The sequence below is a fragment of the Candidatus Sodalis pierantonius str. SOPE genome, assembly GCF_000517405.1.
GTDB lineage: Bacteria > Pseudomonadota > Gammaproteobacteria > Enterobacterales > Enterobacteriaceae > Sodalis_C > Sodalis_C pierantonii.
In genome coordinates this window covers 1820781-1832970 of record NZ_CP006568.1, presented here as the reverse complement: position 1 = coordinate 1832970, position 12190 = coordinate 1820781, and the positions used below count along the sequence as shown (strand labels likewise).

Annotated in this window: 9 protein-coding genes and 1 pseudogene; 6 read left to right on the top strand and 4 right to left on the bottom strand. The window is 52.5% G+C overall.

Features of this window, described 5'->3' with window-relative positions; all coding sequences use genetic code 11:
- Window positions 1-137: 137 nt before the first annotated feature.
- Window positions 138-848 (bottom strand): annotated as a pseudogene (locus SOPEG_RS09355) (IS256-like element ISSoEn2 family transposase); the annotation flags it as partial.
- 76 nt (window positions 849-924) lie between these two features.
- On the opposite strand from SOPEG_RS09355, the gene SOPEG_RS09350 reads away from it, so the two are divergent.
- Complete coding sequence (locus SOPEG_RS09350) at window positions 925-1848, top strand: IS5 family transposase (protein ID WP_025245147.1); 924 nt, start codon at window positions 925-927, stop codon at window positions 1846-1848.
- A 635-nt stretch (window positions 1849-2483) separates the two neighbouring features.
- Here the strand turns inward: SOPEG_RS09350 and SOPEG_RS09345 are convergent.
- Window positions 2484-2684, bottom strand: a complete 201-nt coding sequence (locus SOPEG_RS09345; protein ID WP_236851797.1) for a DUF2171 domain-containing protein — start codon at window positions 2682-2684, stop codon at window positions 2484-2486.
- A 518-nt stretch (window positions 2685-3202) separates the two neighbouring features.
- Here SOPEG_RS09345 and SOPEG_RS09340 point away from each other — a divergent pair.
- A complete protein-coding gene (locus SOPEG_RS09340) occupies window positions 3203-4126 on the top strand; it encodes an IS5-like element ISSoEn1 family transposase (protein ID WP_025243834.1) in 924 nt (307 codons plus the stop codon).
- 653 nt (window positions 4127-4779) lie between these two features.
- Window positions 4780-4992, top strand: coding sequence for a hypothetical protein (locus SOPEG_RS09335; RefSeq protein WP_025245146.1), 213 nt, complete (start codon window positions 4780-4782; stop codon window positions 4990-4992).
- A gap of 483 nt (window positions 4993-5475) precedes the next feature.
- Here SOPEG_RS09335 and SOPEG_RS09330 read toward each other — a convergent pair whose 3' ends face one another.
- Together SOPEG_RS09330 and SOPEG_RS09325 are read right to left on the bottom strand one after the other, a co-directional pair.
- Window positions 5476-6111 (bottom strand): two component system response regulator, encoded by a 636-nt coding sequence (locus SOPEG_RS09330; RefSeq protein ID WP_025245145.1) that lies wholly within the window; start codon window positions 6109-6111, stop codon window positions 5476-5478.
- Complete coding sequence (locus tag SOPEG_RS09325; protein ID WP_025245144.1) at window positions 6104-8914, bottom strand: hybrid sensor histidine kinase/response regulator; 2811 nt, start codon at window positions 8912-8914, stop codon at window positions 6104-6106. The genes SOPEG_RS09330 and SOPEG_RS09325 overlap by 8 nt, the downstream gene beginning before the upstream one ends.
- A gap of 217 nt (window positions 8915-9131) precedes the next feature.
- Between SOPEG_RS09325 and SOPEG_RS27310 the strand changes: the two genes are divergently transcribed.
- The 3 genes from SOPEG_RS27310 to sctD are packed head-to-tail and all read left to right on the top strand — an operon-like array spanning window position 9132 to window position 12179.
- Window positions 9132-9530, top strand: coding sequence for a hypothetical protein (locus SOPEG_RS27310; RefSeq protein WP_071882162.1), 399 nt, complete (start codon window positions 9132-9134; stop codon window positions 9528-9530).
- On the top strand, window positions 9514-10992 hold the full coding sequence (locus SOPEG_RS09315; protein ID WP_025245142.1) for an EscC/YscC/HrcC family type III secretion system outer membrane ring protein: 1479 nt from the start codon (window positions 9514-9516) through the stop codon (window positions 10990-10992). Before SOPEG_RS27310 ends, SOPEG_RS09315 begins: the two co-directional genes overlap by 17 nt.
- Window positions 10989-12179 (top strand): type III secretion system inner membrane ring subunit SctD, encoded by a 1191-nt coding sequence (gene sctD / locus SOPEG_RS09310; protein ID WP_025245141.1) that lies wholly within the window; start codon window positions 10989-10991, stop codon window positions 12177-12179. The genes SOPEG_RS09315 and sctD overlap by 4 nt, the downstream gene beginning before the upstream one ends.
- Window positions 12180-12190: the final 11 nt, after the last annotated feature.

The window sequence follows — 12190 nt, the reverse complement described above, 5'->3', positions numbered from 1 at the left end:
GTGCTGATGGTATCGTCCTGCAATACCGTTAGTTAGCGGATGACTAGAATGACCTAGGGGTAGGTGAAAAAGGTTTCAGTAATGTCTTCTCAGACCATCAATTGACCCTGTACACGATTCTGTGTAAATGCCTTTTCTCAGAAGTGACCGTCCAGGCGGTCACCGAACTCGATAATAAAGCGGCTCATTGCCATGCGCCAGTCCCTCAAAGGCATTGTCCATTTCTGTGAGGCCGCCTGTATCGCCAGCCACACCACCTTTTTCACTGCGTCGTCGGTCGGGAACACCTTGCGCTTTTTGATGGCATGCCAGATCACGCTGTTTAACGACTCGATGGCGTTGGTCGTGTAGATCACCTTGCGGATGTCCGTTGGGTAGGCAAAGAACGTGGCCAGATTGGCCCAGTTTGCCTGCCAGCTTCGACTTATTTGCGGGTAGCGGATGTCCCAGGCACTGGAGAACGCTTCCAGCGCCTGCAAGCCGGCTTCTTCCGTAGGGGCCTGATAAATAGCTTTCAGGTCGCGGGTGACGGCCTTGTAGTCCTTCCAGGAGACGAACCGCAGGCTGTTGCGCACCATATGCACGATACACAGCTGGAGCCGCGCCTCCGGATACACCGCGTTAATAGCGTCAGGGAAACCTTTCAGCCCGTCTACGCAGGCGATAAGGATATCGTTCAGGCCGCGGTTTTTCAGCTCTGTCAGCACGTTCAGCCAGAACTTTGCGCCTTCATTTTCGGCCAGCCACATACCTAGCAACTCTTTCTGGCCTTCGATGTTGATGCCCAGCGCCAGGAACACAGATTTGTTGATGATGCGGCTGTCCTGCCGGACTTTTAGAACGATACAGGGCTTTGTTGAATAAATCGAACTTTTAGGTGACTGGCGGCTCTGATCACTACATTCGTTTCAACATCAGGTCCCCATGGCAAAGCAAAAGTTTAAAATCACCAACTGGCCCGCATATAACAATGCGCTCAGGCAGCGGGGGGACCTGACAGTATGGCTTGATGAGTCAGCCATTGCTGCATGGACTGAGAGTACACCACCTGAACATCGTGGCCGGCCGCTTCACTACACCGATATGGCCATTACCACGGTTCTGATGATAAAGCGCGTGTTTAACCTTTCGCTCCGGGCGTTACAGGGTTTCGTTGACTCGATTTTTAAACTGATGGGGCTGTCGCTGCGCTGCCCAGATTACTCTCTGGTCAGCCGGCGAGCAAAAACCGTCGACATCAGCATAAAAACGCAAACCCGCGGCGAAATCTCACACCTGGTCATCGATGGCACCGGCCTGAAAGTCTTCGGCGAAAGCGAATGGAAAGTCAGGCAGCATAGGGCTGAGAGACGCAGAGTATGGCGCAAGCTTCATCTGGCAGTAGATAGCGTGACACATGAAATTATCTGTGCCGATTTATCGCTAAGCGGTACGACAGATGCGCAGGCGCTGCCCGGGCTGATTAACCAAACCCACCGGAAAATCAGGGAAGCGTCGGCTGACAGTGCTTACGATACGCGTTACTGTCATGATGCTCTGCTGAGGAAAAAAATAAAGCCGCTTATCCCACCGCGAAGTGGTGCACAATATTGGCCAGCTCGATACCATGAGCGTAACCATGCGGTGGCAAATCAGCATCTGAGGGGCAATAACGATACCTGGAAAAAGAAAGTAGGTTATCACCGGCGTTCACTGGCTGAAACGGCCATGTTCCGGTTTAAAACACTTCTGGGTGGTCATCTGAGTCTGCATGACTATGACGCGCAGGTAGGTGAGGCAATGGCAATGGTTAAAGCACTTAATCGGATCACACTGTTAGGAATGCCAAACAGCGTCCGCATCATGTAACAATCGCCCTGATAGGGAGGAAGTCGTCACAAATTTCGGATTTATTCAACAAAGCGTCTTTTTCGTCAAAATAGGCGTAACGTAACAAGGAATGCCGCGTTATAACTCAATTCATAAAAACATTTCGACGACAGCATGCAGCAGAAGGGATTTCGTATACGACATCCTATAATGCCTTCGGCACCTCCTAGGTTTCCCCTGTTCATTCCAGCGACGACCGCCGGATAAAGGTCCCCTCTTAATATGAAGACGACGGTGATATTAAATGGGCTTCACCGCGAAAAAGCATTAATATAACGTGATACATTAAAGAAGGGCGGTCATGTATTTTAACGTAACATAAAGGAGGGGTAAGTCTGAATGTACTGTCTGATGGATGCATTAAATAAACAGTGAACGCATTGCGGGCATTTCCGTCATAATAAAGGAAATACTTCGCGATGCTGAAATAGAAATATTCGGTGCCGGGATAATACCGTGAAAAATTTTGCCCTTTTGCAGGGCAGGCTATTACTTTTTATTAAGTAGGGGGTGTTTTTGTGTTTGGGTGATGCCTGCACGGCAGGTTCATGCCGCGCAGGCTTTAACACGGGTGAAAATCGTTGCAATTTTGCGGGCCGTCGGCGCAGCGTCAACTAGCAGGCTTGCCACGCTTGATGCACTTCATCTTTGGTTTTGGAGAGTATAACCTTGTTTTCCTTGACTTCTTTGACCCAGGATAAGGGGATCAAATGGTGCTGGCCGCCCGATTCCGGGTCGCTTTTTGCGAGCTTGATATGATCCTCACCTTCCATATGATCGACGATGCCCACATGATTTCCACCACAGCAGGTAATTTGATTATGTTACATAATTTGTGTTTTATTGAACATAATAGCTTCCTATTAGCTTTGAAATAAATGACCACTGAAAGTATAGCGGACGACCGGATGTCTATTTTCCGTAATGACAAATTATCGCAGACCTGTTTTTTAATAAGTTGTTAACCGCAAGCGCGAAGGTAATGTTTTATTAAACGCATCAAGTAGAAATGACATGATGCTGGCAAGTTAAACGATAGGAAAATGAACAAGCTAACGCCCGCGATGACGTCAAGCCCGCTGTTCGATGGCCTGGTGAGGGTGATGATCTGTCCTCGGTGAATGGGGGCGCACCGCGAGAGAGGAAGAGCGATAATAGCATTGACGCGCCAGGCAATAACGCGATCGCTTACGGCGATAGGTCGGGCAAAGGGGTGACTGTCGACCCAAAAGCAGAGATGGAGAGTCAGAAGAGGCAAGGCTTTGTTGAATAAATCGAACTTTTAGGTGACTGGCGGCTATGATCACTACATTCGTTTCAACATCAGGTCCCCATGGCAAAGCAAAAGTTTAAAATTACCAACTGGCCCGCATATAACAATGCGCTCAGGCAGCGGGGGGACCTGACAGTATGGCTTGATGAGTCAGCCATTGCTGCATGGACTGAGAGTACACCACCTGAACATCGTGGCCGGCCGCTTCACTACACCGATATGGCCATTACCACGGTTCTGATGATAAAGCGCGTGTTTAACCTTTCGCTCCGGGCGTTACAGGGTTTCGTTGACTCGATTTTTAAACTGATGGGGCTGTCGCTGCGCTGCCCAGATTACTCTCTGGTCAGCCGGCGAGCAAAAACCGTCGACATCAGCATAAAAACGCCAACCCGCGGCGAAATCTCACACCTGGTCATCGATGGCACCGGCCTGAAAATCTTCGGCGAAGGCGAATGGAAAGTCAGGCAGCATGGGGCTGAGAGGCGCAGAGTATGGCGCAAGCTTCATCTGGCAGTAGATAGCGCGACACATGAAATTATCTGTGCCGATTTATCGCTAAGCGGTACGACAGATGCGCAGGCGCTGCCCGGGCTGATTAACCAAACCCACCGGAAAATCAGGGAAGCGTCGGCTGACAGTGCTTACGATACGCGTTACTGTCATGATGCTCTGCTGAGGAAAAAAATAAAGCCGCTTATCCCACCGCGAAGTGGTGCGCAATATTGGCCAGCTCGATACCATGAGCGTAACCATGCGGTGGCAAATCAGCATCTGAGCGGCAATAACGATACCTGGAAAAAGAAAGTAGGTTATCACCGGCGTTCACTGGCTGAAACGGCCATGTTCCGGTTTAAAATACTTCTGGGTGGTCATCTGAGTCTGCATGACTATGACGCGCAGGTAGGTGAGGCTATGGCAATGGTCAAAGCGCTTAACCGGATCACGTTGTTAGGAATGCCAAACAGCGTCCGCATCATGTAACAATCGCCCTGATAGGGAGGAAGTCGTCAAAAATTTCGGATTTATTCAACAAAGCGAAGAGGCAACTGAACTTTAGTTTAGTTGTTAACCGTTATTGTTGCGAGTATAAATTACCCATGTACAGAATGACAGCGCTTAATCTTGTTCACCTATTATCTGCTAAATAAGATAACTCGCGCCTCAATCAACTACAGAGAGGGAGAAAATGGCTGCGGGATCGCGGGGCGCTAACCAACAGAACGGATAGCGCCGTGTTGTAAACGGTAAAGTCAGAGCGCAAGGAACAGCAAAGAAGAGTAAAGTATACCGGTAAGACGCGCAGAGTGGCGGCGATAGCGTTAAAGTCACATACATCATACCAGCGGTAACGTGCGCGATGAATGACAATACCGTTGATTATCAATCTATAGCTTAGGGCATTCGAGGCCTGACCATCCAAGGGAAATTTCTATTTTCCTGTATGGCCCGTGGAGAATTGTCGCACTTGGCCCTAATTTAACTAGACCATAAGTATGGGTAAAATATTATTTGAAATTGTATCAATGAGAGAGTTAATTAACTAGATACGTAAAGAGACAATCATAACCAGATGAAAACCAATGCCCGTAAGGGCAATATTATAATTATTAACAAGCTATTTAGGAGGGAACAATATGAAAGGCGATAGCAAAAAATTGTTACTTCAAGCCATGTTGACAGATGTTCGCGCGCAATTGGTGTCGGCCTTCCATCGGGCCTGCCGGGCGAGGGAAAAGAAACCGGAACAAATTCGGCATCAGGATTTGACCGAATTGCGTAAATTGATTGATAAACTCGATGAAGCTATCCTGCTGGAAAAGCAAAGTTATATTGAGCGGTTTCGGTGAGGGACGCCACGGAACCCCTTTCGCAATGCGCTGTGCCGAGGATGGACGCCATCAAATGAGACTCCTGCGTCGTGATCATTGCCGCGTATATCGACCGCTCGGACAAAACAACATGCCGTCCTTTACAAACGGGGTGGGTTTCAGTGAGCGTCTGTGCAGGGTGAACAAGCAGGGAGTCGCCTTGTTGTTGTGGCGTCAATGTCAGTCGAAAACCTGATAGGTAGCGCGCCAAATCGTCTTATAATCTGTCGCCACTCCTCGTCTGGCATTCGTTGCCCTGGTGCGGGCGGCGAGGCGTTAAAGCGGGGGAGCCGTGCGGGGCCGTTGGAGTGGCTACCTTTGGTTCAGCGGCGGTGGAACGCTGCTCTGAAGCGGACCCGGGCCTGTGTCACGCCGTTGCAACCGCGCTGAGCGCGGACTGGGGGCCGAACCCCGGCGGCGGGAGTAGTGTTCGCCGCCATGGTTGGCCAGTGCTGTTGAAGGTTAGTCGGTCAATCCAAGTCGGCGAGAACAGTTGAGCAGCTCCGTGACTTTATGGACATTCAATTTTCGCATGATATTCAAGCGGTGGGTCTCCACGGTCTTCACGCTGATGTATAACTGCTCAGCGATTAGCCGGTTGGTGTTGCCATCGGCGATGAGTTTGAGGATTTGCCGTTCCCGAGGCGTCAGCAATTCTTGATTGTCGGCCTCCATGCTCAGGGCGGTATGGATCATATCCCGGTTCAGCGCTGGGTCCACATAGCATTTGTTGACCGCTACGGTTTGTAGCGCCGCCAGCAATACCTGCTGGCGGCTATTTTTCAAAACATAACCCAGCGCGCCGGCGGCCAGCGTACGTATCGCCATATATTCTTCAGTGTGGGCGGTATAGGCCAGAATGGACATCTGCGGCCAGCGGGAACGCAATTGGGGGATCAAATCCAGGCCGTTAATGCCCGGCAGGCCGAGATCCAGCACCAGAATATCCGGTTCATGGATCCGGCATTGGCTGTACACCGCCAGGCCGTCATCAATATGCGCCACGATTTTAAAGCGCGGATAGGGTTCGAGCAAGTTAATGATGCCGTTGATAATCAATTCATGATCATCCACGAGCAGGATTTTATAATTATTCATATTCCGTGACCTCTTGAGTAATAGCATCCCGTGCGGATGCATTTTCGGCGCTTAGATATTTGTCCAGGGCATGACGTAATTCGGCTATCTGTTCCCCGGACAGCGGGAGGCCATGCTTGACCAGATTTTCCATATCGACGACGTCGCACAGCAGTTCTCCCAACCCCGCCTGTCCCAGTCCCCCTTTCAGGGTATGTAACAACGCGCTGATTTTTTCCACATCGTTAACGTTCAGTTCGATATCATTGAGCAGCGAATGCAGTGATTCGTGTACTTTTTGGCGCAGCAGATCGCTGCCTGCCGACAGAAAGGACGTGGTTAACCGGCTGTCTTGTTCTTGCAGCGGAATATCCCGGTGGAGTTGATATTCTGCGGCGTAGCTAATGCCGTCAGCCAGCTGCGCCAGCGTGACCGGTTTGGTCAGATAATGCCGCATACCCGCCTCTTTGCAGCGCGCGATATCCTCCGGGGCGGTATTGGCGGAGAGCGCGGTGATCATACAGTCGCGGTCACGGTTCTCCGGATCCTCGCGCCAGAGGCGGGCGCATGCGGTGCCGTCCATATCGGGCATGCGGACATCCATCAACACCAGGTCGAACTGCTGTTGTCGTCCGAGCGCCAGCGCGCTGGTGCCGTCGGCGGCGAGGGTGACATTTTGCCCAAGAGAGTGCAGCATCATGCCGATAATCTCCCGATTAATCACCGCGTCATCCACCAGCAGAATACGCAGCCGCCAGGGCTGTACCGGAATATTGCCGGTGGTTTCCGGCAAGTCGCCCGCGAAAGCGCGGATAACGCGGTCATACAGTTTGCCCGGCAGGAAACGTAGTTCGGCGGCGGAGAAGGGCCCGTCCTCGAGCGACGGTTCACAACTTATGCCCCAGGCGGCCAACTGCCGATGAAGCGCCAACGGTGCGGCCAGTTGCCCTCCCAGCGGGTGGGGTTCACGGTAGTCGTTGAGCGGCATGATAAACGACATACAGGTTCCCAACCCTGGTGTACTGCTTAGCGTGAGCGAACCGCCCATCATCTTCGCCAGATTGGCGGCGATGGCGAGCCCCAGGCCAGTGCCCTGCATAGTGCCTTCGCTCTGGAAAAACGGGGTAAACACATCCGCCTGATCTTCCGGCGCGATCCCCTGGCCGCTGTCGTTGACGGCAAAGATCACTTGCTGATCGTGTCTTTTTACGCTTAAAAAGATGCCGCCGGACTGGGTGAATTTGAGGGCGTTACCGAGCAGATTGACCAGAATTTGCCGCAGACGCATTCCGTCTATATCCAGATACAGCGGTACCTGTTTGCCGACAAAGGTACGTAACGTCAGACCCTTACTTTGACCCGGCCCCTGAATGGTATGCATCGCTTGATCAAGGATCGGCAGCAAAGGGGTCTCTTCGATATGCAGCGACAGCTGGCCGGATTCGATTCGGGAAAAATCCAGTAAGTTATTAATGATGGATAATAAGGAGAACACGCACTGGCGGGCGGTATCCGCCAGTTGGAACTGCTTGTCGGTCAAGGTTGTCATTTGCAGCAGTTCCAGCGCCCCAAGCGAGCCGCTAAGGGGCGTGCGCAATTCGTGGCTGATGGTGGTGAGATGACTGCTCTTACGTTTGTTCGCCCGTTCCGCCTGCTGTTTAGCCTCGTTCAGCGCGCGGGTCCGTTCGGCAACGACATTCTCTAAGTTGTCATACTGAGTGCGCAGGGTATCCAACAGCAGATTATAAGCATGGGCGATGCTGCCCAACTCATCATGGCGATTTTCCGGCAGGCGGGTCGAAAGCGAGTGGGGCCCGGTTTTGCCGATAATCGCGACAAAGTCCCAGAGCGGACGGGCGAGATAGCGATGCAACAACCAGAATAACGTTACGGCCAGCATTAGCAGCGTGACCACCGCAAAGGGCAGTTGTGCCGCAATAACGTCCAGGGTGCGTTTCATACCGCCGCTTTGGGGAAACAAGATCACCTGCTGCCAGCCAGGCCCTTTCAGCTGCGTGCGCAATAGCATATAGCCGGGAACCGCTTGCCAGCCGTCCTTCAGCGTGAGTCGTTGCAGCATCGGCTGGAGGCGGGCGGCGGTCTGCGCCGATACACGCGAAAATGGTAGGATGCGGTTGCTGCCGTCCAGCCAGAGATTAATGTCCGACCCCAGTACCGGGTGGCCGTAAGAGAGTAAATCGTTCAGCTTTACTGTCAGACCCGTGAGTACATCATTCGGCGCGGCGGCGGCGACGGCCACGCTCCAGCCGGTGCCGGGAAGAAACTCAGGTCTGCCCCAGAACAGGTTGTCGTGAGCGGGTTGATTGGGGAAAGCGTTAAGTTCGACCTGCTGGCGGATAAAATAGTCCGGCGTATGGTCGCGTGGCGGTAGCAGCGACACGCCATAGCGACGATCTAAAATAAAGCTATCCAGGTAATAGGTCTGCCCGGCGGTGCCGAAAACCTGGATGAACGTGCGGTCACGCTCTCTTTTGCCCGGCGGAATGCATTTATCGGGATTGAAGGGGAAATAGCGGCTTTCGCTTTTTTCACTGGGCAATATCATAAGCGGCGTTGCGTGATAAAGCTTATAGCGGTGCGCGAGCGCTTGGGCATCCCGTTCCGCGCCTTCAAAACGATGGTTGGTCAATTCCATACGCAATGCGGAAAAATGGGCGAGATTCTCTAATATACGGTATCTACTCAAATTTAACGAAACATATGTCGCGGCGAATACGGATATTAGCCATATAATTATCAGGCTTATTGATATGAATATAGTTAGCTTTGTTACTAATGACTGTTGTCTTTTCATCATGGTCATCCCTGATTAATGTGCTGATAAAAAAGTTGCCGTTGGGATTTTGTCCGTTTTTTAAAAACGTCGGATGGTTATAGAATAATGGATGACGCGAGGGTTTATGTATTAATTTGTAAGGGGATATGTGGTTAATCTTGCCCCATTGGGAATCAGGTATTTTGCTGATGTACCCTGTTAGGTTTTCAACTGAGTATGACGAAGTAATGAGGAGAACCCATTCATGCTTAATAGATTTAGAGGCGTCTCTTTTCTTAGCGATATTCATCTATCGGAAAAGGGGAGTGAGGTGTTATTGTTAATTGATAATCAGCCCGCTCGAGCTTATATAAGCACGCTATCATTTTTCTTTACCATTTCAATAAGTGATTCAGTTATATTATCTAACATATCAATACGTTATTTAACATTGCTCTTAGCCGCGCATCCCGGGGTTCATGATTATGCTCTGCAATTATCGGCTGCCGAGGCCTGGCTTGGATGTTATTATGATAAAACTTTGGCAAATGAGGCGTTGGCGACGGAATTAGAAAAACAACTTGCGCTGGCGCGATATTTGACAAATGTGGTCGCCGGACTTGGCATAACCCGTCAGGATGTGCGACATGAAGTGGAATTATAACACGCTAATACTATTCATGGTGTCTATTATTTCCTCTGTCAATGCCAAAACGTTACCCTGGTGTGAAGCGGATTTTTCTTTGCGTGCCCGGGAAATGCCGTTATCGCAAGTCTTATCCAATTTGGCTGAGAATTATGATACTTCCATCACTATAGACCCCGAGGTTGATGTGAGTTTCAGCGGTTTTATTCCGCCGGGGCCGCCGTTGGCCATTCTCAATAAGTTAATGAACCAGTATCATCTTATTTTCTATTTTGATGGCGATACCTTGTTTATTTATCCGGCATCCCAGCTAAGGCGCCAGGTTATCACTCTCACGACTTTGCGCGCGCTGGAATTCATTCGCTATTTGCAAAACCGTCAAGTGCCGGAGAAAAAAAGCTGCGAAATTCGGCGTATTCCCGGGGTGAACGCGCTGGATATCAAAGGCGTACCGGCTTGTCTTGATCGCGTGTCGCAGCTGGCCTCCATGCTGGACGGTGAGCTGACTAAGCGCCAGGGAGAGGCGGTCAGTATGACGATCTATCCACTAAAATACGCCACCGCGGTGGACGACCGCTATCAATATCGGGATCAAACCGTAGTGGTGCCGGGTATTGTCAGCGTGCTGCGCGACATGAGCCGCGGCGCGGACGCGAGCGGGAATGCGTCGACGCCGCAAACGCAGGGGTTGCCGATGTTTTCCGCCGATCCGCGGCAAAACGCGGTGATCGTGCGCGATTATGCGGCCAATATGGCGGGTTATCGCAAACTCATCATGGCGCTGGATCAACGGCCGCAAATGATTGAGATTTCAGTCATGATCATCGATGTTAACGTCGGCGATATCAATAAGCTGGGTATTGATTGGAGCGGCGCGGTGTCTCTGGGCACCAATGCTTTCACTTTTAATAGCGATGTCGGTCTGACGGGCGGGTTTTCATCGGTTATCAGCAACACCGGCGATTTTATGGTGCGGCTTAATGCGCTGGAACAAAGCGCCCATGCGTATATCTTGTCGCAGCCGTCGGTGGTGACGCTCAATAATATCCAGGCGGTGCTGGATAAAAATGTGACGTTTTATACCAAGTTGCAGGCCGATAAATTCGCCAAACTGGAGTCGGTGACCACCGGTTCCCTGCTGCGCGTTACGCCACGGCTTATGGAAGACCAAGGGAAACAGAACATCATGCTGAGCCTGAACATTCAGGACGGTCAGCAAGCGACGCCGCTTACCGCGACGGATCCCTTGCCCCAGGTGCAAAATTCCGAGATAGCGTCACAAGCCACCCTCCGACCTGGACAAAGTCTGCTGTTGGGGGGCTTCCAGCAGGATAAGCAGACGCATGGGCAAAACAAAATCCCCTTGTTGGGCGATATTCCGCTGCTCGGTCATCTGTTTAGAAGCCGTACTGATGAAACCCATAGCGTCATTCGACTGTTTTTGATCAAGGCCACCGTCGCCGGTAGTGAAGCGCCATGAATAATCAGTGGAAAATCCGCCTGCTTGGCGGCGTGCTGCACGGGCGGGAAATCGTCCTGCCTGAGGACGGTTTGACGCTCGGCGAACGCGGTTGCGATGTCTGTGTTCCGCTGACGGCGGCGGCCAAGGTGGCGTTGACGATAACAGCAGGCCGATTATATACTGATGCGGGTGGCGCGTCGGTGCGGGTCAATGGCCGCCGGCATCGGAAGGGTGATGCGCTGCCGGCATCCGGTATTTTACAGACCGCCGGCGTGACTCTGGCCTTTGGTTCGCCGCAAGACTGCTTGGCGGAAATGGTGCTGCCGACGCGCTATGGCGCTTTACTCTGGACGGGCGCCCTGGCGGCGGTGTTACTGGCCGCCATGCTGGCTGGCCTGTGGCTAAACGGCGTGGCGTGGGAGAGCGGCCCCGGTATTCCTGGACGAGTAGAACGGATGTTGCAGCAGCCCGGTATGGACAAGGTTAACGCCGCCTGGGCGCCGGATGGAGTATTGACCTTGTCCGGCTATTGCGCCGAGGGGGCGCAGATGGGAGGGGTACGTCAGAGACTGGCGTCCTGGGGCGTTGTGTTTCGCGATCGGGTCGTGCGCGGCGATCTGCTCGCTCGCGATGTCCAGGAGCTGTTGCAACAGGTAGGCTACGCCAGCGCACGGGTGCGCAGCACCGCGCCTGGCGAGGTGTCTATCGAGGGCAATATCTCCATGGGTCAGCGCTGGGCCGCGGTGCTGCCGCAACTGCGCCAAATTCCCGGCCTGCGACGTTGGCATATTGAAAATCGGCGCGCGATACAGAGTCAGGCCATCATCGCGGTGCTTAAGGAAGGCGGACTGGCCGGGGAAATTAGCGTGACGCCGGTGGGAGACGCGTTCACGCTGAGCGGGGTGCTCGACGAAGCAGGCAAGGAGCGTCTTGAGTGCCTGCTCGACCGTCTGAGAGCGCAGTTCCCCGGGCTGACGCTCAGCTATCAGGCGGTACCGGCGTCCGCCGACGGCGCGCAGCGCCTGCCCTCGCCGGCGGCGGGCATCATCCATAGCCGCCGCGGTATTTACCTGGTGCTGGAAAACGGCGTACGCCTACAGGTCGGCAGCCAATTGCCGGACGGCGTTGAAGTGATTGCCCTTACTGACCGCGCCATCGCCATCCACTATCGTGGGGCGCTAATCAATTATCCCTATGATTTCTAAGCGGAGGCTGC

Excerpts from the sequence above, each read along its gene's own strand:
- SOPEG_RS09315 (WP_025245142.1), top strand. The coding sequence starts at position 9,514 with ATGAAGTGGAATTATAACACGCTAATACTATTCATGGTGTCTATTATT.
- SOPEG_RS09330 (WP_025245145.1), bottom strand. The coding sequence starts at position 6,111 with ATGAATAATTATAAAATCCTGCTCGTGGATGATCATGAATTGATTATC.
- sctD (WP_025245141.1), top strand. The coding sequence starts at position 10,989 with ATGAATAATCAGTGGAAAATCCGCCTGCTTGGCGGCGTGCTGCACGGG.
- SOPEG_RS09340 (WP_025243834.1), top strand. The coding sequence starts at position 3,203 with ATGGCAAAGCAAAAGTTTAAAATTACCAACTGGCCCGCATATAACAAT.
- SOPEG_RS09335 (WP_025245146.1), top strand. The coding sequence starts at position 4,780 with ATGAAAGGCGATAGCAAAAAATTGTTACTTCAAGCCATGTTGACAGAT.
- SOPEG_RS09325 (WP_025245144.1), bottom strand. The coding sequence starts at position 8,914 with ATGACCATGATGAAAAGACAACAGTCATTAGTAACAAAGCTAACTATA.
- SOPEG_RS09350 (WP_025245147.1), top strand. The coding sequence starts at position 925 with ATGGCAAAGCAAAAGTTTAAAATCACCAACTGGCCCGCATATAACAAT.
- SOPEG_RS27310 (WP_071882162.1), top strand. The coding sequence starts at position 9,132 with ATGCTTAATAGATTTAGAGGCGTCTCTTTTCTTAGCGATATTCATCTA.